This window comes from Candidatus Neomarinimicrobiota bacterium (genome assembly GCA_041154365.1).
GTDB classification, from domain to species: domain Bacteria; phylum Fidelibacterota; class Fidelibacteria; order Fidelibacterales; family Fidelibacteraceae; genus Fidelibacter; species Fidelibacter multiformis.
In genome coordinates this window covers 1,093,592-1,120,362 of the sequence record AP035449.1, presented here as the reverse complement: position 1 = coordinate 1,120,362, position 26,771 = coordinate 1,093,592, and the positions used below count along the sequence as shown (strand labels likewise).

At 44.5% G+C, this 26,771-nt stretch carries 26 protein-coding genes; 5 read left to right on the top strand and 21 right to left on the bottom strand.

Annotated features, from left to right (window positions below; translation table 11 throughout):
* Nucleotides 1-92 precede the first annotated feature (92 nt).
* The 18 genes from strainIA91_RS04875 to strainIA91_RS04790 all read right to left on the bottom strand — a co-directional run bounded on the left by strainIA91_RS04875 (nucleotide 93) and on the right by strainIA91_RS04790 (nucleotide 18,180).
* Nucleotides 93-611: a DUF4340 domain-containing protein gene (locus strainIA91_RS04875; protein ID WP_400168008.1), complete on the bottom strand. Its 519-nt coding sequence runs from the start codon at nucleotides 609-611 to the stop codon at nucleotides 93-95.
* Nucleotides 604-2,211, bottom strand: coding sequence for a GldG family protein (locus strainIA91_RS04870; protein WP_400168007.1), 1,608 nt, complete (start codon nucleotides 2,209-2,211; stop codon nucleotides 604-606). The genes strainIA91_RS04875 and strainIA91_RS04870 overlap by 8 nt, the downstream gene beginning before the upstream one ends.
* Before the next feature lie 2 nt (nucleotides 2,212-2,213).
* A complete protein-coding gene (locus tag strainIA91_RS04865) occupies nucleotides 2,214-2,927 on the bottom strand; it encodes an ABC transporter permease subunit (RefSeq protein ID WP_400168006.1) in 714 nt (237 codons plus the stop codon).
* Nucleotides 2,924-3,862, bottom strand: a complete 939-nt coding sequence (locus tag strainIA91_RS04860; protein ID WP_400168005.1) for an ATP-binding cassette domain-containing protein — start codon at nucleotides 3,860-3,862, stop codon at nucleotides 2,924-2,926. The genes strainIA91_RS04865 and strainIA91_RS04860 overlap by 4 nt, the downstream gene beginning before the upstream one ends.
* A 117-nt stretch (nucleotides 3,863-3,979) precedes the next feature.
* Nucleotides 3,980-6,898: a helicase C-terminal domain-containing protein gene (locus strainIA91_RS04855; protein WP_400168004.1), complete on the bottom strand. Its 2,919-nt coding sequence runs from the start codon at nucleotides 6,896-6,898 to the stop codon at nucleotides 3,980-3,982.
* 15 nt (nucleotides 6,899-6,913) lie between these two features.
* Nucleotides 6,914-8,092, bottom strand: a complete 1,179-nt coding sequence (locus strainIA91_RS04850) for an NAD(P)/FAD-dependent oxidoreductase (RefSeq protein WP_400168003.1) — start codon at nucleotides 8,090-8,092, stop codon at nucleotides 6,914-6,916.
* Nucleotides 8,085-8,264, bottom strand: a complete 180-nt coding sequence (locus tag strainIA91_RS04845) for a DUF362 domain-containing protein (RefSeq protein ID WP_400168002.1) — start codon at nucleotides 8,262-8,264, stop codon at nucleotides 8,085-8,087. The genes strainIA91_RS04850 and strainIA91_RS04845 overlap by 8 nt, the downstream gene beginning before the upstream one ends.
* A 99-nt stretch (nucleotides 8,265-8,363) precedes the next feature.
* A complete protein-coding gene (locus tag strainIA91_RS04840) occupies nucleotides 8,364-9,152 on the bottom strand; it encodes a polysaccharide deacetylase family protein (RefSeq protein WP_400168001.1) in 789 nt (262 codons plus the stop codon).
* Nucleotides 9,142-9,522 carry a hypothetical protein gene (locus strainIA91_RS04835; RefSeq protein ID WP_400168000.1) on the bottom strand — a complete coding sequence of 127 codons (381 nt, stop codon included), beginning with the start codon at nucleotides 9,520-9,522 and terminating at the stop codon, nucleotides 9,142-9,144. Before strainIA91_RS04835 ends, strainIA91_RS04840 begins: the two co-directional genes overlap by 11 nt.
* Nucleotides 9,519-10,928 carry a sodium-dependent transporter gene (locus strainIA91_RS04830; RefSeq protein ID WP_400167999.1) on the bottom strand — a complete coding sequence of 470 codons (1,410 nt, stop codon included), beginning with the start codon at nucleotides 10,926-10,928 and terminating at the stop codon, nucleotides 9,519-9,521. The genes strainIA91_RS04835 and strainIA91_RS04830 overlap by 4 nt, the downstream gene beginning before the upstream one ends.
* A gap of 1 nt (nucleotide 10,929) precedes the next feature.
* On the bottom strand, nucleotides 10,930-11,325 hold the full coding sequence (locus tag strainIA91_RS04825; protein ID WP_400167998.1) for a DUF5683 domain-containing protein: 396 nt from the start codon (nucleotides 11,323-11,325) through the stop codon (nucleotides 10,930-10,932).
* A 176-nt stretch (nucleotides 11,326-11,501) separates the two neighbouring features.
* A complete protein-coding gene (locus tag strainIA91_RS04820; RefSeq protein ID WP_400167997.1) occupies nucleotides 11,502-12,086 on the bottom strand; it encodes a protein-L-isoaspartate(D-aspartate) O-methyltransferase in 585 nt (194 codons plus the stop codon).
* A gap of 35 nt (nucleotides 12,087-12,121) precedes the next feature.
* Nucleotides 12,122-12,856 (bottom strand): ATP-binding cassette domain-containing protein, encoded by a 735-nt coding sequence (locus strainIA91_RS04815; protein ID WP_400167996.1) that lies wholly within the window; start codon nucleotides 12,854-12,856, stop codon nucleotides 12,122-12,124.
* A 104-nt stretch (nucleotides 12,857-12,960) separates the two neighbouring features.
* Nucleotides 12,961-14,061, bottom strand: coding sequence for a hypothetical protein (locus strainIA91_RS04810; RefSeq protein WP_400167995.1), 1,101 nt, complete (start codon nucleotides 14,059-14,061; stop codon nucleotides 12,961-12,963).
* Nucleotides 14,058-15,050 carry a hypothetical protein gene (locus tag strainIA91_RS04805; protein ID WP_400167994.1) on the bottom strand — a complete coding sequence of 331 codons (993 nt, stop codon included), beginning with the start codon at nucleotides 15,048-15,050 and terminating at the stop codon, nucleotides 14,058-14,060. Before strainIA91_RS04805 ends, strainIA91_RS04810 begins: the two co-directional genes overlap by 4 nt.
* Before the next feature lie 70 nt (nucleotides 15,051-15,120).
* Nucleotides 15,121-16,215 carry a class II fructose-bisphosphate aldolase gene (gene fbaA / locus strainIA91_RS04800; protein WP_400167993.1) on the bottom strand — a complete coding sequence of 365 codons (1,095 nt, stop codon included), beginning with the start codon at nucleotides 16,213-16,215 and terminating at the stop codon, nucleotides 15,121-15,123.
* A gap of 17 nt (nucleotides 16,216-16,232) precedes the next feature.
* Nucleotides 16,233-17,885: a diphosphate--fructose-6-phosphate 1-phosphotransferase gene (locus tag strainIA91_RS04795; protein ID WP_400167992.1), complete on the bottom strand. Its 1,653-nt coding sequence runs from the start codon at nucleotides 17,883-17,885 to the stop codon at nucleotides 16,233-16,235.
* A complete protein-coding gene (locus tag strainIA91_RS04790) occupies nucleotides 17,812-18,180 on the bottom strand; it encodes a hypothetical protein (RefSeq protein ID WP_400167991.1) in 369 nt (122 codons plus the stop codon). Before strainIA91_RS04790 ends, strainIA91_RS04795 begins: the two co-directional genes overlap by 74 nt.
* Between strainIA91_RS04790 and strainIA91_RS04785 the strand changes: the two genes are divergently transcribed.
* From strainIA91_RS04785 to strainIA91_RS04770, 4 genes are all read left to right on the top strand, one after another.
* Entirely contained in the window at nucleotides 18,168-19,292 is a 1,125-nt protein-coding gene (locus tag strainIA91_RS04785) for an exo-beta-N-acetylmuramidase NamZ domain-containing protein (RefSeq protein ID WP_400167990.1), read from the top strand. The two genes, strainIA91_RS04790 and strainIA91_RS04785, sit on opposite strands and share 13 nt — an antisense overlap.
* A gap of 71 nt (nucleotides 19,293-19,363) precedes the next feature.
* Nucleotides 19,364-19,981, top strand: coding sequence for a penicillin-binding protein activator LpoB (locus strainIA91_RS04780; RefSeq protein ID WP_400167989.1), 618 nt, complete (start codon nucleotides 19,364-19,366; stop codon nucleotides 19,979-19,981).
* A gap of 1 nt (nucleotide 19,982) precedes the next feature.
* Nucleotides 19,983-21,401 carry a hypothetical protein gene (locus strainIA91_RS04775; protein ID WP_400167988.1) on the top strand — a complete coding sequence of 473 codons (1,419 nt, stop codon included), beginning with the start codon at nucleotides 19,983-19,985 and terminating at the stop codon, nucleotides 21,399-21,401.
* 10 nt (nucleotides 21,402-21,411) lie between these two features.
* On the top strand, nucleotides 21,412-22,458 hold the full coding sequence (locus strainIA91_RS04770) for an LPP20 family lipoprotein (RefSeq protein WP_400167987.1): 1,047 nt from the start codon (nucleotides 21,412-21,414) through the stop codon (nucleotides 22,456-22,458).
* A gap of 69 nt (nucleotides 22,459-22,527) precedes the next feature.
* Here strainIA91_RS04770 and msrA read toward each other — a convergent pair whose 3' ends face one another.
* On the bottom strand, nucleotides 22,528-23,001 hold the full coding sequence (gene msrA / locus strainIA91_RS04765; RefSeq protein WP_400167986.1) for a peptide-methionine (S)-S-oxide reductase MsrA: 474 nt from the start codon (nucleotides 22,999-23,001) through the stop codon (nucleotides 22,528-22,530).
* Between the two features lie 159 nt (nucleotides 23,002-23,160).
* On the opposite strand from msrA, the gene strainIA91_RS04760 reads away from it, so the two are divergent.
* A complete protein-coding gene (locus strainIA91_RS04760) occupies nucleotides 23,161-25,230 on the top strand; it encodes a tetratricopeptide repeat protein (protein WP_400167985.1) in 2,070 nt (689 codons plus the stop codon).
* A 53-nt stretch (nucleotides 25,231-25,283) separates the two neighbouring features.
* Here strainIA91_RS04760 and strainIA91_RS04755 read toward each other — a convergent pair whose 3' ends face one another.
* Nucleotides 25,284-26,435 (bottom strand): murein transglycosylase domain-containing protein, encoded by a 1,152-nt coding sequence (locus tag strainIA91_RS04755; RefSeq protein WP_400167984.1) that lies wholly within the window; start codon nucleotides 26,433-26,435, stop codon nucleotides 25,284-25,286.
* Nucleotides 26,436-26,497: 62 nt separating this feature from the next.
* Nucleotides 26,498-26,671, bottom strand: a complete 174-nt coding sequence (locus strainIA91_RS04750; RefSeq protein WP_400167983.1) for a hypothetical protein — start codon at nucleotides 26,669-26,671, stop codon at nucleotides 26,498-26,500.
* Nucleotides 26,672-26,771: the final 100 nt, after the last annotated feature.

Sequence of the window (26,771 nt, the reverse complement as noted above, 5' to 3'; positions counted from 1 at the left end):
CCCTCCTGTGTGGGAAAATCAGCACATTCCGGGAAAGATTCAAGAAATTTGTCTCTTTCCCGGAATTATTTCCTCTTTTTTTTAATAAAAAGCTACTCCCGCCAATAAGCGGCTTGGGGTCTCAAATGACGTGTCAGTTTTAAATCCACCTGATAAACATGGGGATCCTGGGGATAGCGGATGTTATCTTTGACCGGAGAAGCATCTGAGCGTCCCACAAGTATTTCTCCCACAATGTCATTGCCTTTTTTCAAGGTCAGATGCGTAGCTGACGCTTCATCCAGATGATATTCAGAATAGTACTCCGGATTGGATGCGATATACGAACCGTGACTCATCTCTGAGATCGTTTTCAAAAATTCATGGACCTTCTGTTGATCCACGACACCTGTATCCGGTTCCTGAAAGACCCAAAGGGTATCTTCACGGGCCAAAGCAAGGGAATCTGTACCTCTCCACATGTGAATGGATGTCACTGCTTCCGATTCAAAATTGAAGACAGGCACTTCCTGCGATTCAAATTGTTTTTCCCGGCTCTGTACAATCCATAACACCAGGATGGCCGTTACCAAAACGACAGCATAACGAATCCAATGAATATGTTTAGCCATAATATTCCTCCAGTTTCCGGCGTTTTTTACGATTTTGTCCTACTTTATAGAGGGCAAAAAGTATGACAAGCAGTGAAGGAGTGATGATATTGGCCCATTTCCATGCATTCCGTGAAGTATCCGAAGTGAGGATTTCCGGTTTCAGAGGCCGGACCTTTATGCCCCGGTTACGGATGGAAACCAGTTCGGCATCACCCGTCATTACATCTGCAGCATTTAAAATGAGCGCCGTATTTTCCGGGATTCCTGCAGCCCGCGTATCATCGAAAAAGCGATTGTCTGTGATCAATAACAGATTGAGATCATTGGTGAAAGCTAAAAAACCTTCTTTTTCAGCATATTCACTGCTGTCTGCAAAGAAACTGGTTTGAGAACCTGTCCGTAATCCCGCAACAATCATGGGGCCTTTATCGAATTTCTGGAGCTGCTTATTATCCACCGGATAGATATTATACCCGTTCCGCAGTGTATAATTCCCTCCCATGGAAGGAGCCGGGAAATAGCCTTCCGCCAGTGAACCGGAATTTTTTGATGTCCACATCAAGGGTGTAAAGGTCCCCGAATCAGGAGATGCCGTTATTTCATGAGGAAAGAAAACCCGCACTTCATCCAATCCGGAGACAATGGGACTTTCTTCATTAAACCGGCGTATTACCGGGATGGGAGGATAATCCACCGCATTATTAAAGGAAAAAATACCCTGACGTTGCTGAATCTGAATCTGACTGCAAAGTTTGTCGATTACGATATCCGGGTTAATAGTCAAACCATAGTGTTCCAGAAAGGAAAAAATATTCGAAGCAATGGATTCGGCCATGCCTTCCTGAACCTTTGCTTCCTGTCTTGCCTGGGAGAGGAATAACTTTCCACCACGCATCAGGAACTGGTCCATATGGTACAGTTCATCCATGCTGAGGGAATCCATGACTCCATTCATAAGCACAAGATCAACATCCAGCGGAACAGGTGAGTTCAGGGAAACCGGACGAACCTGATAGGTTTGATTCAGAAACTGGCTCAGCTGATGGGTCTTTACACCTTCTCCTTTACCGGCTATCAGTCCGATTGTTTTCAGATCTTTTGCCAACATCTTTTTGATTGCCGCCGTCAGATCGTACTCGAGTCCCTCTGTAGTTTGAATCACAGGCAGGACTTCCTTCTTATCCCGATACAAAAGGACCAGCCCCATATAGACATTTTTGATTTCCAGTTTATCATTTTCGAGAACCCGAAGCTGAACCGGGGGTATTCTGTAGCCGGAAGCCTCCTCTTTGGCTTTTTCATGATCATCAGGGTTGACAAATTCGAAATGAAAATTCCCGTTGGAGTATGCCCTGTATTCCTCGAGTATATCCTGCAGATACCGCCGGGAATTCACATATTCACCTGGAAGATCTTCAGAAAAGAAAACCCGGGCAGTCATCCGGTCATCCAGCTGGCTGATGATTGATTTACTGGATTCGCTTAGGGAATAAATATTCCCCCGGGTCAAATCCCAACGAAAAAAGAGGGAGCGTGATATGATATTGATCAGTATCAAGATCACAGCTAAAAACACAAGGGAGAGTGCAAACTGTTTACTATTATTGATGCGGGCCATAATTACCTCCATTTCCGAATTTCAAGGACTCTGACAGAGAGTGTCAGGAAAAAGAAGATAACCGAAAGGAAATAGATGATATTCCTTGAATCGATGACACCTCTGCTGATATTGCTGAAATGGTAGTCAGTGCTGAGAAACTGCAGGATGCCGCTGAGAAAGGGGGGGACAAAAATGAGGATTTTATCAAAAAGATAAAGGGCAAAAATGATAATAAAACTCAAAAGAAAAGACGTAATCTGGTTATTGGACACGGCACTTCCAAACATCCCGATAGAAGCATACATGGCCCCTACCAACAAGAGCCCCAAATACCCGCACAGAATGGCTCCGATATCCGGGCTGGTTCCCACAAAAAGGAGGGTGATAAAATGAGGAAGGGTGAAAAGGAGTCCAACCCCAATCAATGCCACGGCAGAGAAAAACTTCCCGAGCACAATCTGGTAATCATCCACCGGCAACGTGGTTAAAAATTCCATCGTTCCGGCATGATTTTCCCGGGCCAGTGATCCCATGGTAATGGCCGGTATGAAAAAGATAAAAACCAGTGGTACAGAATTGAATAAAATTCTCAGATCTGACTGGCCCACAAGAAAAAATGAACTGGTAAAAAACCACCCATTGATCAGGAGAAAAATGATCAACGTGATATAGGCAACGGCACTGTTGAAATACGCACTCATTTCTTTACGGTATATCAATCGGACAGTATTCATGCCTCTCCTCCTTCTTCAACAGTGAGAATTCTGAACATATCTTCCAACGAGGTGCGATGACGATTCATCTCCAGAAGGATCCACCCTTTTTTTACAGCATATTGAAAGACATCCTTTCTTAAATCCAGGGTATTCGGATATTCGATTACCACTTTTGTAATACCATTCGAAGTATGAATATCGGCAAGTTTCACTTTCTCATGGATTTTCGTCAGGTCTTTCACATGATCAGACCCTTCAATTTCAAGGTGAAGACGTGTAAACCCTTTGAAACCACTCATGAGTTCATCTATGGTCCCGTCTGCGGCAATTTTTCCTTTGTTGATAATCACCATCCGGTCCGCCGTCGCCTGTATTTCCTGGAGAATATGGGATGAAATGACGACCGTTTTTTCTTTTCCCAGTTGTTTGATGAGGTTCCGGATTTCCACAATCTGATTGGGATCCAGACCGGTTGTAGGTTCATCCAGAATCAGAATTTCCGGATCGTGAAAAATGGCTTGTGCCAGACCTGTCCTCTGCTTATATCCTTTGGACAGTTCCGAAATCTTTTTGTGGATTACACCATGGAGCCCGCATAGTTCAGAGACTTTCTTAAGACGCTCTTCAAAAGCTTTCCCTTCAATTTGCCGGGCTGCAGCTGAAAATTTCAGAAAATCATAGACATTCATTTCCGGGTAAAGGGGGTTATTTTCCGGAAGATATCCAATGATTTTCCGGATATCCAGAGAATCATCCAGGACATTCAGGTTGTTGATATGAATGTTTCCCGACGTGGGAGTCAGATAGGATGTCATGATCCGGAGAGTTGTTGATTTTCCGGCACCGTTTGGACCAAGAAATCCCAGAATTTCTCCGTCCCGGACATGAAAAGAGATATCGTCTACGGCCTTTACATGTCCGTAATGCTTTGTGAGGTGTTCAACTTTGATCATTGCTTTTCCTCTCTGTTTCTGTCAACAAATATAATTATGTAATATATCAAACTGTCTTTTTCACACACTGACAGGCAAAAAGTTCCCCGGCGTTATTTAAATTCTGCAACTTCAATTTTATCGGGATTGTCTTTTCCGTCTATACCAGGTTTCCAGATACTTGAAAAATTCTTCCCGGTTCCTCACAAAGGAATATTTTCCTGGTAATGAATCCATAAAAATCCGCCCGTATCGTTTAAAATGAAGGCGATTATCCAGAAAAAGGGCGACACCTGTATCGCTTCGACTTCTGATAAGGCGTCCGAATCCCTGTTTGAATTTGATGACCGCTTCAGGGACGGAGTACTCCAGAAAGGGATTTTTTCCACTCTCTTTTATTTTATCCGTAATGGCTTCCACAATAGGTTCTGAAGGAACAGCAAAGGGAAGTTTCAGCATCACAAGCATTTCAAGAGCATCCCCGGGGATATCCACTCCTTCCCAAAAAGATTCGGTGCCAATCAGGGTGGCATTACCTGATTCACGGAAACGGTTTAGAAGGGCACTCCGGGATGCTGAACCCGCCTGATAAATCAGAGGGACGTTTTCCTCTTTATAGGGGATGTGCATACGTTCGCTAAGCTGTTTAATGGAGTAATAAGATGTTGCCAAGACCAGCATTCCGGGCTGAAAGCGGGCGGCAATTTCATTTAGAAGACCCGCCACATTTTCTTCGAATTTCACATGTCCCGGATCTCCCAGAAAGGTAGGAACATACACGGCGCACTGACTGGCATAATCGAATGGACTTTCATACGTACGACACACAAGATTTCCCGGTTCCAGCCGTGAAAATCCGGTTGTTTTATTAAAATATTCAAAAGAGCCGGCAATGGTCAGGGTGGCTGATGTGGCAATCACTGAATGTTTCCGCCGAAGTATCCGTTCATAGATATAGGCATCTACCGCCAGGGGAACGGCATATAATCCGATATTAAAATTTTTGGGATCGACAGGCACTTCATACCAGTAAACCCAGTCATCATGCTCGGGAACCAGTACTGTTTCAAGATTTTGCTTCAATTCTGCCAGCAATTTCAGGGATGTATCAAAATCATCCAGCAGGGCACTCATGGTCATCCGTTCTTTCAGAGGGAGCTTTTCCAGGGTGTCCCTGAAATTCTGAAAATCCAGAATTATTTTTTCATACTGATTGAGCAGGTGATCCCGACTTTTATCCAATCCCATCAGTACAAAGGGATTTTGATGGGGTTTATAACGGGTTTTCAGGATATATCGTTGATTTACGGTACGGATATTTTCGTTGATAAAATCCAGAAACCGGTTAAAAAACTGCCGGGATTCCCGTTGCAATTCAAGGGTTTCTTTTTCAAAAGCAGCAATGCGTTTCAACAGAGAATTTGTAAGCGACTCCGAGAGAGAGAGTCTGTTGATTTTCCGGTTAAGCAAAACCAGCAGCCCGAAATTATCCCTTCCCTGCCGAAAAAAAGCTTCCAGAACCTGATCGATAATCCAGGGACCCACTTCAACGGCAAAATATTTATAGGCACTCTTCGTCAGATTATGAGCCTCATCGATGACCAGAATGGGATGATCCGGGAGCACCTGGTTATCAGAAGCGGCATCACTGAGCAAAAGAGAGTGATTTACAACCACCAGGTCTGCTTTCTGGGATTTCCAGCGGATTTTCCCCAGGTAACACCCCCCTTTGTCACTGCAACGTTTGGTAGTGCAATATCCCGTTTCACTGCAGATTTTGCTCCAGATAGTGGTATAACGGGAGGCCCTGAAACCGCTGTTTTCTTCAATATCACCTGTCTGGGTTTCGCGGAGCCATACAATCAGGGGAAGTACATCACCCCTGTCAAATATATCCACAGCTCCATCCAGATTCTGATAGAACTGTTCCCAACGGGTCATACAAATGTAGTTTTTCCGCCCTTTCAGCAACGTTGCCGTGAAATCAGAATCAATTTCTTTTTGAATAAAGGGGATTTCCTTGCCAAAAAGTTGTTCCTGAAGGGCTTTGGTATTGGATGAAACGACGACTGAAAAATTCGCATCCCGGTTTTTTCGTACCCATTTAATGGCAGGAATCAGATAGGCCAGGGATTTCCCCACACCTGTACCTGCTTCTCCCACCAGGTAATTTCCCTTATTCAGGGCTGTCACAATATCCGATGCAAACCGGATCTGTCCCGGCCGAAGTTCATATCCCTTTAATTTCCGTGAAAGGATGCCGTTCATCCCAAACACATCCTGAATGTCCCGGGGATTCACTTTTTGAAGTGTTACATCCTCCCGGTCTTCACTATTGTCCTCTCCCCCCTTTTTAAATTCTCCCAAAGCATTTTCTGGAACCGGATGGAGAGGGGCCAGATTTTCATCCCGGACTCTCCTCTGGGACTGATACACGGACAAAAAGCTTTGATAGAGCCAGGTATTTGGAGCCTGTGCCAAAGGAGCAGCAATGGTGGTAAGCTGATTAAAAACCGGATAATCATAATAAACCATGATGTCGAGTAGACGGAGAAAAAGTTCGCCGGTATTTTCAGTATCCACATCAGCCCGGTGGGCTCCTTCTGTTTGCAAATTGAAGTGTGCAGCCAGGGATTCCAGCTTCCTATCCGGAAGATAGTAGAGAAAAATCCTTGAGAGTTCAACGGTATCCACCAGGGGATTGGTAAAGGGTTCCTTTAGATGAGGTACAAGAAAAGCGATATCAAATTTAATATTATGCCCGACAACCGGACTGTCTCCAAAAATATCAAGAACCTCATCAATCCGTTGGGAAAAGGGCTTTTCATTTTTAACCATTTCATCGGAGATCCGGGTCAGTTGCCGGATAAATTCGGGAACTTCTCCCCGGGGTTTACAGAAAAAAGTCCGCGTTTCCTTCAATTTCCCCTGTTCAAAAACAGATGCCGAAAACTGGATGACATCACAACTCTCCGGCTCAAGTCCCGTTGTTTCCACATCAAAAGCTACAAAACGGTTTAATCCAATCTCTTGCAGAAAGTTTTCAGTTAATCGCATAGCACTCCAAGTTCCTTAAATACCGGCAAATGCCCGGGCCACATCCATAATCAGTCGGGGCTTATTCCAGGCAACTGCTTTAAATATTCGTGTCAGACTTCTTTTTTCCTTCGGAATAGCCGCCATCTTGTGTCCCAGTTTATCCAGATCTTCATCTGTCAGTTTGTTGACAACTTCTTTCAGACGGTAGAGGCCTTCATGATTTTTTCCGGCCTCATCATGCCAGGCTTTGGCATACCGTTTCAAAAAATCTTCAGACACATCATTCTGTTTCAACGCTTCGACAGCTGTATCTGCAGCCAGTTTTCCAGCTCTCATGGCTGCATGGATCCCCCCACCGCTCAGGGGATTCACCATCCTGGCGGCATCCCCTACAACCATGAGTCCGTTTGCCGTAATCCGGTCCAGGGTTTTATCCGTCGGGACTCCCCCGGCAACCAGGCTGCTCCAGGACGCATTGGGAAAAGTGTCGGCCAGGAATTTCATAAGGGATTTATAGGGACTGGTTTTATGAGTAAAATTTCCACTGATACCAAGTCCCACATTGGCTGAAGTTTCACTTTTAGGAAAGACCCACACATATCCTCCCGGAGCATATTCACGTTTCATGTAAAAGCTCAGGGCATCAGGATTCATATTCAATCCATGGGCCGTTACCTGGACACAACTATCCATATTTTCCGGTGTAACAGCTGTTTTGATGCCGGCTTTCCGGGCGATGCGGCTTTCTACTCCATCAGCAGCAATGACCAGACGGGCCGAGAGTTTTAAATCCTCATGACGATAATGGACCACAACACCCCGCACAAAATTATCATCCAGTATCAGATCGGTTACATTCGCCCGGGTATAGATCCGTGCCCCTGCCTGAGCGGCAAGATCCGCCAGATCCCTGTCAAAAACACGCCGGTCCAGAATGGCCCCTTCCATTTTAAAATCCAGCTCCACCAAAGTCCCATCCGGAGCATAAAAATCAACGGCACTGATTTTCCGGCAAATCCACCGGGGATTCACAGGTGTGAAAGCTTCCAAACCACGCATACTTACACCTTCACCGCAACGGACCGGTAATCCGATTTCCCGGTCTTTTTCAAGAATCAGTACAGATAGACCCTTTTCAGCAGCATATCGGCCAAATACTGTCCCCGCCGGTCCGCCTCCCACGACGATGACATCCCAATCCCGCTTAATCATTGGTTTCCTCCTTCAGGGCTTCCATCGGACACACCTGAATACAAAAATTACACTGAATGCATGTATCATCATCAATATCCAGTGTTGTGTCAGACATGGATATACAATCGACGGGACACACTCCAACGCAGGTCCCGCACAAATCACACAGATCATGATCAATGTGTATCATGGCATGTATTCCTCATGTGTTGGGTTTACAAGTAACGAGGATCGAGGGGTGAGGGACAAGGTTCGGGACCTCCCTTGCACCCCGGACAAAAGTCTGTGGTCATTTACGCCTCATTTTCTGATAGAGCGGCGTGAACCGGGAAAGGCTGCTGATGGCTTTCAGTTTGAAATATTCTCCATAGGGAATTTCCGGATAAGCCAGCTTTTTTCCGATGGAATGAGTTCCGTCAGTGCGATAGACAGGTATTCGAACCAGCTCATAAACAGATGCCGGCAGCTGATGCCGCTTCAAGGCTCCACAGGCATAACGATATCCGCTTTCTTTTACACAGGCTTTTATGGATTCATTATATCGACCGAAAGGGTACGCAAAACCAAGTGTAGGAACCTGTAACAGATCCTCAAGAATTCTACCGGATTTTTCTATTTCATACCGGGCTTTTTGCATCTGCATTTCTGTCAAAACACGATGAGTCAGGGCATGGGCTGCAACTTCCCACTCCCTGCAGGATAATTCCATCAATTCTTCACGGCTTAAATGGCGGATATCTGAAGGTTCCAATGAAAGGTCCCAGGTGTTTTTTTTGCCAATATATCCCGATAACATGAACACGACAGCTTTGAATCCATACTTTTCCAAAATGGGGAGTGCATGATGAAACACGGCATCATACCCGTCATCAAAGGTAATGACCACCGGTTTTTCAGGAAGTGCATCTCCATTCAGGATCTGCCGAAAGGTAATTCCCGTATATCCGGTTTGTTTCAGAGAGCGTATATGTTTTTCGAAAAGACCGGGGGAAACGGTGTTGAATCCATGGGGACTCACATGGTGATACAGGAGCACCGGGACTCTTTTCAGATATATGTACTTATCGTCATGCATCATTGATAGTACTCAGTATCCACACACCTGCCAATGTACCTCCCATATCCATCACCAAATCCTTCCAGCTAAAAAAACCCGAGGGTTTTCGTTTCATATCCAGGCATTCTTTTAACATGCCGAAAGAAAAACTTATACCGGCCGAAATCATCCGGTTCTGCCGGTCCGGTGCCTGAAAAACGCCCTGTTCATGGGATAAAATATAGCCGGACTGAACCGTCATCAGCAGGCTGAAAGAGAAATGCTGCCATTTATCAAAACCGGTCCAGGTGTCTTTCGGCTTTTCCCACTGCGTCTTCGTATCCAAATTCTCTTCAGCCGGCAAAGCAGATACAATCATAAGCAGCAGGATAATCATGTATCTTTTTTTCATGACAGGATTCCGATTGAGTAGAGGAAAACGAGAAGAATCACGACAGGTGCCAGATATTTTACCACAAAGAACCACACATTCCCGATGGTCAGGAAGGCTGTTTTATGCCGGATCTGTTTAACCGGGTGCAGAACATGTGTATCGACCCATCCGCCAGCGCCTTTACGAAATTCCTCCAAAATGGATGTTTTCTTGACATACCAGCCCACAAAAAGGGCCATAAGCAATCCTCCCAAAGGCAAGAGGATATTGGAAGAGAGAAAATCGAGAAAATCAAAGAAAGTGCGTTTAAAAACAGTGACATGTCTCATGGGACCGAACGAGAGGGCTGACGGGATCCCCACCAGAAAGACAATCAGCCCGGCTCCCAGGACAACCCTGTGGCGTGTCCATTTTTTTTCATCCACAAAATAGGATGTAATGACTTCCAGAAGAGATATTGCCGATGTGAGGGCGGCAATGGTCAGAAGCAAAAAGAACAGGAGTCCAAAAGCGTAACCTCCCGGCATTTTACTGAAAACAGCCGGCAACACACAAAAAACGAGTCCCGGCCCGGTATCGGGACTAAATCCCATGGCAAAGACGGAGGTAAAAATTGCCACACCGGCCAGAAGTGCAATCAGGGTATCCAAAAAGGCGATCATGATGGAGCTGCTTAAAATACTGTCATCTTTGTTCAGGTAGCTTCCATACGTGAGCAAGGCGCCCATTCCCAGGCTCAGGGAAAAAAATGCCTGTCCCAATGCTTCCAGGACGGTCCTGCCGTTGACACTTTCCCAGTTTGGCTTCAACAGGAAGGAGAGTCCTTCCCGGGATCCTTCCAGTGAGATTCCCCATCCTACAAGAATCAATAAAATCCCCAGGAAAACGGGCATAAGGATTCTGGAAATTCTCTCAATGCCGCCGGCTACACCAAAATAAACAACCGCCAGCACCAATATGGAAAAAATGGCCTGATAACCGATAATCCAGGCAGGATTCATAATCTGGTGGTTGAAAAAGTCCGCCGCTTCTTCAGATGAAGTAAATGAAAGAACACTTCCACGCACTCCTTCGATAAAATATCCGACGGACCATCCGGCCACCACATTGTAATAGGATAAAATGATAAAACCAGTAAAAACACCCAGGTAACCTACCAAAGTCCAGCCCCGGTGCCCTTTCAAGAGTTTCCGGTACGCCCCGACGGGGTTCAGCTGGGATTTGCGTCCAATCAGAATTTCTGCAATCACCAGGGAAATACCGATAAAGAAGACACTGATCAGATAAATCAGGATAAAGGCTGCTCCGCCGTTTTTCCCGGCCACATAGGGAAATTTCCAGATATTCCCCAATCCGATGGCACTTCCGGCAGCCGCCAGTATAAAACCGATATGACTCCCCCAGTGTTCTCGTGTTTCAGCCATGTTAAAACTCCAGAATTAAGGCAAATTGCAAACTTCTGTTCACCGGATCAAAAACCAGGTTTCCTTCAGGAAAACTGCTGAGGTGGGCATCCACATACGCATCCAGCATGGCATAGACATACACACCTGCCGCATACCACAGGTGTTTGTTCCGGTTGATCTGGGCATCCTTGTCTGTAAGGTCTTGTTGATACTCTTCATGAAAGGTGTGAGCCCGGTACAACGTATATCCTTCAAGTCCGGATAAAATCCCGGCTTTCAGCCACTTCCCGTTATACATTTGTCCGGCTCCCGGAAAAAGAGCAGAGCACAAAACAGCCGTCCGCGGATTTTTATATAAATCCACACCCTTGACATTCTCCTGTCCCGTCAGCATCACCGGAATCAGAAGACACATGAACAAGCATTTTACAAGCGTGCTTTTCCGGATAAGCCCCTCCTTTACGAACGTGAAATTTACAACAAATCAGTCCGCGGGAAAAGGTTATATTTATTTCAATATATTGAGGGCTTTCTCAAGGGAACAAAACGGACATCCAGGAGGTCTGCTTCAATTTTCTTCCCCTCTTTTTTTTAAATTTTTTTCAACATTTGGGCATATTTCCCAACGGGGATGACCAGAGATCCTCCATCTTTCAATTGCTGAAAGAGCTTTTCAGGGACCTCATCGGGTGCTGCAGAGACGAGTATCCCATCGTATGGCGCATTGGGTTCAAATCCCTTGTACCCGTCCCCATGGACTATTTTCACATTTTTAATATCCAGTTCTTTCAGGATAGAACGGCTTCGGGAGACCAGATTTTTTTCCAGTTCGATGCCTGTCACTCTTTTTACCAGCATAGAGAGTAAAGCGGTCACATAACCGCATCCGGATCCCACTTCAAGGATATGATGGTGGGATTGCAAATCCAGGGCTTCAAGCATAAAGGCAATCACGTAGGGTTGTGAAATCGTCTGTCCAAAACCGATATGCAGAGGGGTATCGGCATAGGCCCGGTCTTGCTCATCGGGAGGAACAAATCGATGCCGGGGTATGGCAAGGAATGCTGAAAGAATCCGCGGATCCCGAATTCCATAATAACGGAGCGTCTCCGTCATTTTCTGACGCTTTGTAAATTTTCCATATTGTGAGTATTTATTGACAGGACTTTTTTTCATCGTAAAAAAAGGGCGGGCGGAATGATGTTTAATATTTATTTATGGTTCTGATAACGCCGGTTTTTATTCCGGTTATCTGTTCTTGGAGGTCTTCGGGTCTTTTCGACCCGCACAATCCGGCCGTGATTCAAATTCAGAATGATATCCACCAGCCTGAATCGGGACAGACTTTGTGCTGATGCAATCACGACGGCTTTTTTTTCGTTACGGATGACATTCCGCAAACGACTGTTAAATTTTTTAATAAAACTCTCATCAGGAATGCTGTAAGGTTCATCGAGTATTAAAAGGTCACTGCTTTGCAATAAGCATCGAATCAGTTCAACCTTATGAAAAACACCAGGGGACAATAGCTTGCGTTTCACATTGGCGAATTCTTTCAAATCGAATTCATCCAGTTGAGCCATTGCCTGCTGATAGGCGATTCCTGCTGAGATTTTTCGTTCTTTCAGAGTCTTTTCCAGATAGGAAAGCACTGTTCCACGTATCCATCCTGTCGGTTTTTGTTGAAAATAGGCAATCTGTTTTTGAACGACAGCCTGAGAATATTCCCGTCTCTTCAGAGATTTGCCCTCATAGAGGATATTCCCGCCATCTACAGACTGTCTGTGTGCCAAAACGTCCATTAACAATGATTTTCCTGATCCGTTTGGACCGAAAATATGATAACAAACACCGGGATAGATTTTCATGGAGTATATTTCAAGTTTCTGAATACCGCGCTTCACATTAAGATCCTGAAGTTCGATAACAGGTGTTTGATCACTCATAAAAATTTACCTTTCACATTAAAACATGCCATCTTACCATTCCACCCGCTTTTCAAATAGCATGTAAATATACACTATTCAACAATGGTATGAAAGAATCACCCTTATTTCTTTTCGTCTGATGTTTGCATGAGCACTTCATTGACAGCTTTTTCCCATTCCGGGGGACTGTAGACATCTCCATCCAGGTGACGCATGGACCAGATGAAATAGTTCCGGGTCGTATCCAGGATGCTTTGTTGCCGTTCCACCTCTTTTTCATAGACCCGAATCGTGCGTAGGAGTCCCGGATTATCCTGAAAATAGGTTTCCACAGGCGTATCCCCCGCCCTTTTTCGGTACTCGTCCAGCCGTCCTTTGGAAAAATCAAGGCGGTGAAAGGTACTGCTCACATCCCGGAGTGGCTGTCCGGGAGACTTAAACACCACATCCAGAATGCCCAGATATTGACCGTCCGGTCCAAGATACGTAAAAGCCGCCTTACCACCTGTCTGCCGGGGAAGCTGGGTCCGCCCTTTATGCCGGGAATTAACAATAAAATCAATTTCAGGAATGGCTTCACCCAACGCCTCCGTCTTTTCCAAAGGCATATCTGCCAAAAGGAGGATCAAATCTGCTTCTTTCCGCAGTTTTGGCAGTTGTTTCCGGATGGCTTCTTCAGGATTCATGGCTTTAAAACGTGACGCCTGGTCATCCGTCAGATACGTGACACCCAGGACAGCCAGGCGGAATCCTTTAACATGAAACAGGTAAAAGGGGCGAAATACACCCTCTCCCGCATCATTCAGGAGATTTGTAGATAATAGTGGGAGATGATACTTTTTTTGGAGATCAAGTAAATACTCAAAACCATAAGCCAAATCGCTGACACCAATATGAATGGCATCAAATTCTGCTTCGCCATAGGCTTCGGCCAATAAATCGGATGTGTGTTTCCACGTATCGGGTGCAGGATAATTATAAGCTGGAAAAAGCCAGTTGCCGGCCTCTAATTTCAGAATATTTTCATCGCTCTTTTCCATGGAATGGATAAAACCCATCCGTCTTGGCAATCCACCTGCAGGAATCCGGCAACCACAAGGCTCCAGTTCGGCACGGCTGTTCCCTGATATAATAATCTTAACGGTATTTTCCCTGGAAGAGGAATTGTTCGTACAGGATAATATCCCACTGAAAATGAGGAGGAGAAGGATTAATTTTTTCATGTTTCATCCTTTTTTTGAAAGGTGTTGTACACGAAGAAGCCCGAGAGACAAAACCACAGGCCGCCAAGTGTTTTATCTGTCACGCTGTTGAACACCCACAACGATCCAATCAGTGCGAGCAGGAGTCCGGTATAACTGACACCGGTGTGATAATTTCCAACAATAGTGAATATTTCTATTCCCAGTTTACGTCCCCTTTTTCTGCTTTCATTATATGCCGGCTTATTCAAAATGATTCCGCCGATAAACATGACCAGCAGGAAAAGTATCATTAAAATCTGGTAATGGCTCAGGATATACCGGCTGCTTTCAGTACTCCGGGTAACAATCAGAGTGGTATGTGAAAAATAGAGAACAGACTGAAACGGGAGCAGGACTTTCGCAAAATCCCGAAAAGGTTTAATATCATTCGATTCAAGAAGACCACGGCCGATACACAGAATCAGGGGCGGCAGAAAGAAGTAGAGGAAGAGGAAGAACAGACTCACAAGGTATTGATCCACAAAAAGAGTTATCAGTTGTACAGGATCGATCTGAAAAAATAGCATCGGTCCGCTTAGATGATAGATACCCGCCAGAAATACGAGGGTACTCAGGGCATAGATCCGATGTAAACGGGACGGATGCACCAGGCGGCCGGTATTAAGTAAGAGTCCGGCCAGGGGTAGAAAAATAAAAAGACTCTGCGTTAATACACCTGTACTGCTTTGAAAAAAGAGGGTATGGATCAACACTACACCTGCCCAGACAAGCATTATGAAAACAACTGTATCAATATAAAAACTAAAATCAACTCGTTCCCGGTTTTCAAAAACGTACCTTAAAAGCATAAAGAGTCCGGCTGAAAAGAGAATGGCCGGAGACCGGAGAATTGATAGATTAAAACCGGATTCGTGAATCAGTAAAAAAACAAGAATCAGAAAATATGCCAGAGTTTCATAGAGACGTGATTTGGTAACAGAGTTCATCATGGTGTAAGGATCTTTCATCAGAAATACAGCCAATATGAAAAGAGCCCCGGAAGAACTTCCGGGGCCTGGGTCGTTTTATGAATCGGACTTATTCATAAAGATATTCAAAGGCATTGAGGGAATTGAGATCTTCAAAGGCCTCAATCAGGCGTTTCACGAATCCCTTTTCACCTTCATGGAGCCATTTCCGGGGGTCGTAGTATTTTTTATTCGGCTTATCCTCTCCTTCGGGATTACCGATCTGAGCCTGAAGATAGGCATCTTTTTCATCCATATAATCTTTGACCGGTTTGGTAAACGCCCATTGTGTATCCGTATCGATATTCATCTTGATCACACCGTAGGAAATTGCTTCACGGATTTCTTCACGGGTGGAACCGGATCCACCGTGGAAGACAAAGAATACAGGTTTTTCCCCGGTATTGTGTTTTTTCTCAATGTATTTTTGGGAATTATCCAAAATTTTCGGTGTCAGTTTGACATTTCCGGGTTTATACACACCATGTACATTTCCAAAGGAAGCAGCGATAGTAAACATGGGACTCACGTCGCTCAGCTCTTCGTAAGCAAAAGAGACATGTTCAGGTTGTGTATACAACTGGGAATTATCAATCCCTGTATTATCTACACCATCTTCTTCTCCTCCGGTGACACCCAGTTCAATTTCCAGCAGGAGGTCGCTTTTTGCCATCCGTTTCAAATACTTTTTGCAAGTTTCCACATTTTCTTTCAAATCCTCAGCGGACAAATCCAGCATGTGTGAGCTGAAGAGGGGAGCACCATGTTCTTTATACCAGGCTTCGTTGGCATCCAAAAGTCCGTCAATCCAGGGTAAAAGCTTTTTTGCGGCATGATCCGTGTGGAGAATAACCGGTACACCATAAGCTTTGGCCATGCGGTGAATATGTTCGGCTCCTGCCACCGCTCCGGCGATAGCTGCTTTTTCATTTTCATTACTTAAAAATTTGCCCGCATTAAAATGAGCTCCCCCGTTTGAAAACTGAATCATTAAAATGGATTTTGCCTGTTTTGCTGCTTCCAGGGCGGCATTTATCGAATTGGATCCCACCACGTTCACAGCTGGAAAAGCAAAATTATTCTCCCGGGCATATTCCAGGACTTCCATCAATTTTTTACCGGTAATCACTCCCGGTTCAAGTTTGGGTTTGGCTACTGTCATCATTTTATCTCCTTTTAAGGCTATTCATGTTCTAATGTAAGAGTCTCTGAACGCTGGTCAGTTACATCCTCCGGACCAAAATACTGAATGGGTCCAGGATAAACATAGCAGGTTTCCACAGCCCATTGATCCCGGTGTTTTTTCAGCATTTCAAAGGGTTTTCCTTTCAGATCAACCAAGGCTTTCCGAATGACCGGTTTATCTTCGCCATGGCGTCGTTCAATGTTCATCATCATCGTTAAAGGGACACCTCCGGCTATCCATTTGGATGCTGGAGCAGTCAGGTTCCGGACGGATGACATATAACCTGTTTTTCCGGTTCCGATAAGCGCTGATGCCGTGTAACCTAAAGCATAGGCATAATCGGCATCGAAATTTGAAGGTGCGGCACAGCGGCCTTCATATCCAAAGAAATGGTTCTGTGCCGAAAATTTTCCGGTGTACATCCCCTTTTCTTTCAAAGCTTTTAATTTTTCACCCACCATTTCGATCAGCAACTTTTCCGTTTCAATCCGGGAGACCTGCACATTACCGTGGGGATCGCGATCCATGATCAGCTGATCGGCAATATCCTCCGGCAGTGAGACATATAAAGCACCTGCTTTCTCTGATAACATGGAACTCACCAGAGACCGTTTTTCATCAGGATTATCTTTGCTGTCCAGCTCCGATGACCTGTGGGCTATAACGTCATTCAGTTCGCCAATCAGGGCTTTCATTTCGGGTATAAATTCAATCAGTCCTTCAGGTATCAAAACAATACCGAAATGTTTTCCCTTCTCAGCCCGCTTGGCAATGGTGCCGGCAATCTCATCAACAATATCACCCAGTGTCATACCCTTTGCTTCCACCTCTTCCGAGATCAGTGTGATATTGGGCTGGGTTTTGAGTCCGCACTCAAGGGCAATGTGGGAAGCCGAACGTCCCATGAGCTTGATAAAATGCCAGTACTTCTTCGCAGAAAGTGCATCCCGTGCAATATTTCCAATGAGTTCACTGTAGACTTTTGTGGCGGTATCAAAACCGAAGGATACTTCAATCATCTCATTTTTCAGGTCGCCGTCAATGGTTTTCGGGCATCCGATGACCTGCACTCCGGCATCAATTTTTTGGTAATATTCAGCCAGTATCCCGGCATTGGTATTGGAGTCATCTCCTCCGATAATAACCAGGGCTTTAATCCCCAGGGCTTTCAGATTTTCCAGCCCTTTGTCAAATTGTTCCTCTTTTTCCAGCTTTGTCCGCCCAGATCCGATGATATCAAATCCACCGGTATTCCGGTAAGTATTGATCATATCAGCCGTAAGTTCCCGGTATTTATTTTCTACAAGTCCTCCAGGCCCGCCCAGGAAGCCGTATAAACGGTTTTCGGGATTCAGTGCCTTTAGTCCGTCAAATAAACCTGATATCACATTATGCCCTCCGGGAGCCTGTCCGCCGGACAGGATGACGCCAACATTCACAGGTTCAAGGGAAATTTTTTCTGACGGTTCGAATGAAATCAAAGGCAAACCATAAGTCTTGGAGAACAACGTGCGGACAGTTTCCTGATCATCAACAGACTCGGTTTTTCCCCTTTCAACTGCCAGGACACTCCCTTCACCGGTAAAAATCGCCGGTAGTTTGGGCCTGTACTTCGCTCTCTCCTGTTGTAATAATGAAATTTTTTCCATTCCGTCCCTCTGATGGTTTGATGTTTTCAGCTTTTAATATACTCATTTTCATAGCTTTAATGCGAGTATTTCCTGAAGCTGCTATCTTTCTTGACGTATTGTATTTTGTTTCATCTTTCAATTTTCTTACGGACAGACGGATGTTGTGTTTCATTTCTTTCTCTTTTTCCCTTCCCATTGATTTTTTCATTGAATATCCCTTTACTTTACCGCATTTTACCTGAAATGCAACACCCTTATTATAAAGCTCTTTTCTTCCTGTTACTTTTCGTATCAGGTGTGTTGTTTTCACCAAAAAACACACCGGCAGAATCTCCTGTTTCGTATGGTATTGATGTTTTAAAAAAATTGGAATATGAACCTCTTGAATGGCGGCGGACAGCCGTCTTTTGCAATCACAGCAGTCTGGACAGGCAAGGCAGGCATTTGCTGGATGTCCTGAACCCTTCGGACACAATGGCCATTCCCCTTATTTATATTTTTAATGCTCCCCATTGGAAGGGATTAAGTATCCCGGAGGAAACTATCTGGATGGACAGTACGGTTATCCGCTATCAGCAATACCCCCATCTCCGCTTCAATATCCGGGATATCCTTTCCTGTGACGCTATTTTATTCGATATGCAACTCAGTGGAGTTGTCGATGATCCGGCTTTATCCATCTTACAAATTGCCGCTTCGCTGGCACAAAAACATGATTTGGAGCTTATTGTGTGTGACCGCCCTCCCCTTACCCGGCTTGATACCTGCCAGGGGCCGTGGCATGAGGGCTTTGAACTTCCCTATCAATATGGGCTCACAAGCGGTGAACTGGCACACTATTTCGGCACCTATTTCTTTCCGGGGCTGCGTCTGAGTGTCATTCCCCTGGATATCCGGAATCGACAGGACATTCCACGCTTTATAAGCCCGTATCCGGTAAAAGTCGATACATTGCTTCTTAACAGTGAACAGGGAAAATATGCTACCGGACTGAGTCTGTTACAGGCAACAAATTTGTACATCGAAACAACTCCGGAAAATGTGTGGTTTGGATCACCCTCGGCAGATCCCTTTTTTCTCAAGGCCAAATTAGCTGATATCCACCCCGCATTCGGAAACATCAGCATTCGAACCGTTAAAAACGATACAAGTGCTTTTCAAATTCTGAGTCTTGACAAAGTAAAACTCCCGGAATTCTACAAAATTACCGCCTGCCTTCGCCTGATGCTCATCCTGTATCCGGATCAGATTCTTTTGGATACACAGGCTCTGGCCCGGAAAACAGGAAGTCATGAATATGGTGAATTGCTTCTCAGGCATACACCTTTGGATCACTTTCAGGTATATTGGGACCCGGAATACAGGACGTTTTACGAACGGATGAAACGTATAAGTCTGTACAGATCAGATGCAATGAAAGAATAATACTTGATGTGATACATGAATTCCGCGAAATTATACACACAATTAAACTAAAAATAAGAGAGGAGTAAACCATGGTACAGTCCAATGCTGTAAAGAAGATTTTCATTTTGATTCTGACACTGGTTTTCGTAGCCGGATGCGGTAGTTCCGTAAGTGTTCAGAGAACGGCAGCTGATACCCAGACGGATTTGAGTGGATATTGGAATGACACAGATTCCCGGCTTGTAGCGGAGGAGATGGTCAGGGATATGACCAGTCGCCCCTGGTTGTCAAATTTCACATCTGAAAACGGTGTGGCACCCAAGGTGATTGTCGGACGTATCCGTCTCAGGGATGCCAGTGAACATATCCGGACCAACGCATTTGTCAAAGATATTGAACGGGAACTGATCAACAGCGGAAAAGTCCAGTTCGTAGCCAGTTCGGAAGAACGAGAAGAAATCCGGGGTGAGCGCATGGACCAGCAGCAGTATGCCTCGGAAGAAACAGCCAAACGTGTCGCTCAGGAACAGGCGGCCGATTATATGCTTCAGGGTAGTATCACGATGTTCGTGGATCAGGCCGGCGGTGAACAGGCGAAATATTACCAGGTTGATCTGGAACTTATCGATGTGGAATCCAACCAGAAAGTCTGGATCGGCACCAAAAAGATTAAAAAACTTATCGATCAAAAAAAAGTAGGATGGTAACATGAAGGCAACACATCATTTTGTTGCCTTATTCACCATTCTGATCATCTTCCTCCTGCCTTCCTGTACGTCAATCATGACAAATACGTCTATTTATGAAGGAATGGATGAGGCAATTGCCAACAATCAGTTTTCCGTTCCCATTGCCCAGCTTGAAAAGGTTAAAGACAAGGCTTTTTCCGAAAAGGACCGGGTTTTATATTATTTAAACATGGGAATGCTTCATCATTATATTGGGAATTATGCTGAAAGCAATGCCATGCTGACCCAGGCCGAGCGGGGAATTGAGGAACTGTTTACCGCCAGCGTTTCCAAGATTGCCACATCATTTCTATTGAATGATAACGCCCTGGATTATGCCGGTGAGGACTATGAAGACATTTATCTTAACGTATTTAAGGCATTGAATTATGCCCATTTAGGAGAAACAGACGCCTCCTTTGTAGAATTGAACCGGCTTCATCACAAACTGCAGCAGCTGGAAGCAAAATATGTAGACATGAGTGCCAAATACCAGCAAGCCATGATGATGCAGATCAAAGAAGAAGAAGGGGATGAACCGGAAGGAAAAGTCCCGGAATTCAAACCGGGGACACTGAAATACCACAATTCAGCCCTGGGAAATGCGTTGGGTGTCATTCTTTACCGGTATGAAAACGATTACGATGATGCCCGCATCGACAAACAGAACCTGCTTCAGGCTTTCTCAAGTCAGCCACATATCTATCCTTTTGATCCACCGGATATTTCTATCCGTCCTGAAAGCCGGGATAAAATCCCCGTAACCCTTCTTTCCTTTCACGGACTGGGTCCCATCAAAGATGCGGCAAATTTCCGGATTACCACCTTTGATAATTACGTGGTGATCTCTTCCGATTCGCCGGCACCCTTTTCCGAATCGATCCCATGGCCTTCCAAACATGGGTACCATTTCAAATTCTCACTCCCTTACCTGAAAGAACGCAGCTCTTTCATTCACAGTGTAAAAGTCCGGATTGACAATCATCAAACGATCTCCCTTACGCCCCTTGAAGACATGAATAAAGTCGCTGTAACCACCTTCGAGTTAAAAGCCCCTCTGATCTACCTCAAATCAGTGGCCCGGTCTTTGATTAAAGGGTTTGCCGCAGAAAAAGGTAAGGAAAAAATGAATGAGGAAATTGAAAATCCGTATTTGAGTCTTTTAGCCGGTTTTGCCACGGATGTGGCTGTAGATGTGAGTGAAAATGCCGATCTTCGGATATCCCGTTTCTTCCCGGGATTTACATCGATAGCAGATTTTGAGCTGTCCTCGGGAGAACACCGGCTGGAGGTCCTTTATCTGGATCAATACGGAAATGTCATCCGGAGCAATGATCTGGGGACAGTCCAGATAAATCCCCGCGACCTGAATCTTTTCGAATCCTTCTGCTTACAATAAGGAGTCTGCCATGAAAAAAATATGTCTCTTCTTGCTGATCATTCTGATGTCTTTGATGTTAGTATCCTGTGCCGGAAGCAAGGGAACCACAGGTTCAAAAGGCAAACCCATCTGGGTAGATAATCCGGCTGCCGCTTATCCCGAGAAAAATTACCTGGCGGCACGGGGTGCCGGTGACACCCGTCAGGCAGCTGAAGATAACGCGTCTGGAAATCTTGCCAGAATTTTCAAATCTGAAATATCCGTGGATCAAACCACCCGGGAACGTTACTCTGCTTTCACGAAACTGGGCGGCAGTATGGACGAAACCCTGCAAACCGATATGGACCAGATAGTAAAGGTCCTGGCCGGAGAAACGCTCTTTAACATTAAATTCAGCGAGACCTATACTGACGAAATGGGCAGAGTACATGTACTGGCATATCTGGACCGGAAGGAAACAGCCGATATTTACAGAGACAAAATTAGTGCCAATTATGAAAAAATTGAGTTCTTGTTAAAAGACACCGAATCTGCTTCCGATCCGGTAGAACGGTACGCATTACTCAATGCAGCCCATGCCATGAGTACCATCAATCAGGCCATGCTGGAACAGTTAAATTTTATACATCCTCCCTCCCATTCCATGCTGACAGCAGAATATGAGTCCATCAACCATAACAGCATCAGCCAAAAACGGGCAGAAGCAGCCAAAGCACTGACCTTTTCCGTCAACATCAGTGGTGACGACGGTCGGGTTGCATCCATGACATCCGAAACCATCAGCCAGATGGGCTTTCCCCTGGTTAATCAGAATCCGGCTGTCCGGATTACCGGCACCATCAGTTATGAGGATGTGGACCTTCAGCGGGACAACATGGAATTTGTCGGGTGGAACCTGAACCTGAAAGTTACAGGACCTGACGGTGCTGTTTTTGTTGAACTGGATGCCAAAGGACGGGAAGGCGGCATGAGTCAGGAAGCTGCCAGGCGGATTGCCCTCCGGGAAATCGGAAAAAATGTCGGAAATAAACTGGAAAAACAACTGACGGAATATTTTGACAGCCGGCTTAAGTAAAATAAAAAAGTGATCAATAAAAAAAGGGGATCCTGAAAGATCCCCTTTTCTGTATCTTAGAAATAAAATCTATATTCCACAGCTCCCCAATCCCCGTTTGAAAAGATATTTCTGATGATACTCTTCAGCCGGATAAAAAGAAGATGCCGGCTCGATCACTGTAACAATTTTTTTGATGTATTTACCACTATTTTCAAGAGATTTAATCATTGATTCAGCCTGGGATTTCTGTTCCTCCGTATGATAAAAAATAACCGAGCGGTATTGGGTCCCTACATCAGGCCCCTGCCGGTTCAACTGTGTAGGATTGTGAATCTTGAAAAAGGTCTCCAAAAGAGCCTGATAAGAAATTTTATCAGGATCAAAGATCAAATGAACAACCTCGGCATGACCGGTTTTATCTGTGCAGACTTCCTTATAGCTTGGGTTCTCGGTTTTACCCCCCATAAAGCCAACTTGTGTGTCCAAAACACCTGGGATTGTTCTAAAGGATTCTTCCACTCCCCAAAAACATCCGCCACCAAATGTTGCTTTCTCTTTCATGCTTTCTCCGTAGATGATTGTGATCAGACCGATCAGTATCAGAAATTGTTTCTTTGTTTCTTTATTACGCAGGATTTTACACAGTCGTTCCATTTTAATGTGTATATTATCCCGGCTGGTTTTTCCCCATAAAATACAGAGAGCGGAGGAAAATCCCCTATGAAAAAGCGGATTCCTATTACAATAGTTAATCTTTTACTAATTCAAACCATACTCTTTGCCGGAATTCAAAAAGAGCCTTCAGCAAGTGATCCCAACACAATTCAAACCTGGATTGATTCTGCTGACTATTATCAAAGCGTGGATCCACAAAAAGCTTTGTCTTTTTACCGTAAAATCATCCGGTATGACAGAGATTTCGGTGCGCAACGGTTCAATGCAGAATACCAGCTTGCAAGAGATTTTTTCTACACCTACAATAATTTGGACAGCACACTAAAATATGCAGATATGGCCATGAAAACAGCCCGGGCCGTGAACGACTCAGTTAAAGTGGCCCGGATTTATAATTTATTGGGGACGGTGAAACTGCAATCGGGGAATCTTGAAAAATCCCTGAAGCTGTTGAAACAAGCCGAAGGCATTTTTTTGAAAGAGAATGATCTGGAAGCCCTGGCGGTAGTGTATATGAATCTGGGGAGTGTGTATTCCACCCAAAGCAAATTTTCAGATGCCGTGGATTATTATAATAAATCCAGAAAACTCTATGTACAACTGGGAGATAAAAACGGTGAAATCGCCTGTTTGAGCAATCTGGTCATGATTTATATTCAATTCCGCCAGTATGGAATCGCCTATAAATACCAGCAGGAAGTCTACGACTTCTATAAAAATTCCGATTTTATCCCGGGGATTCTGACAGCATCTACCAATCTGGGTGCAGTCCACTTTTATCTGGAAAATTACGATTCTGCTCTTGTTTATTTTAATGAAGTTCTCAACATGAGCAAGGAGACCGGAAACAGGTACTTGTACTCCAATGTGTTAAACAACATCGCCGAGACACATCTGAAGCAGGGGAATTTAGAAGAAGCCCGGGAAAAAGCACAAAAATCCTATACTCTGTGTATTGAAGAAAAAGACATTTACTGTCAGGCCTCAGCTTTGAAGAATCTGGGAATGATTGCTCAAAAAGTGGGTGATACAGAGAAAGCTCTGGATTATCTGAAGCAAAGCCTGCCTCTTGCCGAAGATGCCCATGCTGTGATGGAACTCCGGGATATTTATTCTGCATTGTCCGGTATTTACAAGCAACACGGGAATTATCAGGCAGCTCTTGAGATGTATGAAGCCTATATTAATCTGAATGAATCCCTGCATGAGGAAGAAGTATTATTCCGGATGGAGGAATTACAGCATGAATTTGAACGACAAAAAAGTCGCATGGAGATTTTGGAAAAAACGTCTGCTGTCCGACGGGCCAAACAAATCCGGAATATGTTGATCGTCATCGTTGCTTTCATGATTATCATCACCATTATCCTGGCTGTTATCAACCGGATGCGGAGAAATTATCTGAAAACACTGCAACATAAAAATCAGGTCATAGAAAAAGAACATGCCCTGGTGGTACGGCATCAGGATCATTTATCCCTGATTAACAAAATATTACGCCATGACCTGGCCAACAACAACACTGCGGTGATGAGTGCCGTAAAATTGTATAAAAGACAAAAAGATGAGGAATTTCTCGATGCCATTATTCAAAAGGCAAAATCGAGTCTTGAACTCATTGAACGGATGAAACAGCTTGAGAAGATTACCGCATCCTCCGGAACCCTGAAACCGGTGAATATCCCGGAAATCATGAAACGGGTCCGTTTAAAATACCCAGCCCTTGAATGGCATATACAAGGCCAGGGAACAGCTTTTGCCGACGAGGCTTTACTATCCGTGATCGATAACCTTATCGAAAATTCTGTTACCCACGGTGAAGCAACCCGTATCGATATTTCCATTCAAGCAATCCGCATTCATGATCAGCCTTTTGTAGAGATCCGGGTTGCCGACAATGGCAGTGGCATTTCAGATACAATTAAAAACAGAGTTTTCGATGAAGAATTTTCCTTTGGCCCAAGGGCTCGGACCGGGTTAGGACTCTATATTGTAAAGAAGAACATAGAGCGGTATCAGGGTCAGATTGAAGTGGAAGACAATTCACCTTCAGGAACAGTTATGATACTGAAAATTCCCGAATGTCCTCCGGATAATAGATCAGTGAATCCATAAAAAAAGGAGAGGCAAAAAACCTCTCCTGAAAAATACTGCTTTAGGAATTTAAACTACATCCAGGATTTGTACTGGGTGTGGAGTTTGGACACTTTTTGGATATAATTCCGCGCTTCTTCCGTGGACATTTTATTCTTGAGCTGATTATATGCCCGGTCCGGTGAATAGGTATTGATGGTGGGAATCGCCTTGGGAAGATTGGTATTTCCGATAAAAGCCCTGCTGACATTACCGGCGCCGGCATTGTAAGCTGTAATCGTGCAATAGGTTTTCACCTGGGGATCCGTAATTTTTTTAAAATAGCGGTTCTGAAGGAGATAAATATAAGCAACACCAAACTGAATGTTTTTATCAGGATCGTACAGGTCTCCGGCAGAAACATCTTCATCTTTATTAAAAAGAAAGCGGTTGGCGTCTTTAGCTCCACTCCAGGGAACCAGCTGCATAAGTCCGTAAGCAGGGATATGGGATCGTGCTTTGGGATTAAAATGGGATTCAGTATGTATCACAGCCAGAATCAATGCCGGATCAATATTATATTTGGATGCATATTTTTTAACTGATGGGATATAATCCTTCGCCCGGGTTTGTATATGATCCGGTGCAAGGGCCAGGGAGATCTGAACTTTCACCTTATCCGGGTTACCTTTGACCGGTTTGGGTTTTACCGCCTCTTTTTTTACAACTTCCTGGGCAAAGGTTTTGGCATTCTGAGATGTGACTTTTTTCCCATCCGGAGTTTTCAACTGGTCATGAAGGACCGGTTTAGGGGTGACTGGTTTTTTCTCTGCAGTCTGCCCCGGAAAATCCTGAGCTTTGGCTCGGGTGGTGGCTACATGTTCTACTGCTTTGGCGAGTTTTTCTTTAACTACTTTTTCATTTTTCGCTTCGTTTTTATCCACAAGGACCTCAATGGTCACTTCACCCTTTTCAAAATCAACTTTGGAGCGGTTTTGCAAATCTTCCGAGTATTCCACCCAGTCATTGGGCGTGGATGATATAAAATCCCCCCACTCCTTTTCAACTTTTTTCTTGAATGCCTCAAAAGCTTCTCTGTCCTTTTTCTGAAAATCTGAAAATGCCTCTTCATCCTGTTGTTGAAAGCGGCGAAAAGCCTCCATATCATCTTCCATCCCTTGCTGATAATCCTGGGCTATCAGATAGCCCGCCAGACAAAACGTTAAAATGACTGATGCATATTTCATGTAAAATCCCTTCTGTTTACAGCGATGATATATTATCCCACAAAAAGGGGAGCCGGGCTCCCCTATTTCATTTTATCCAATTCACTTTTATCTTCAACTGTTACCATCCTGGTTTTAAACTTAACACCGGCATGGGCTCCTTTTACAGGTTTATACACTTTTACAAGAATGGCATTGCTTTTATCTTTGGCCCGGTGAGCAATTTTTGCACCGAATCCTTTTGCACCTTTCGCCATGGTAACCTCCCTGTTATTTTTCAATATAAAACAAAATACAATAATCAGGGTTCCTAAATCAAGTTTTTTAAGTGAAATGAGTCCCTTGTCACATTAGATG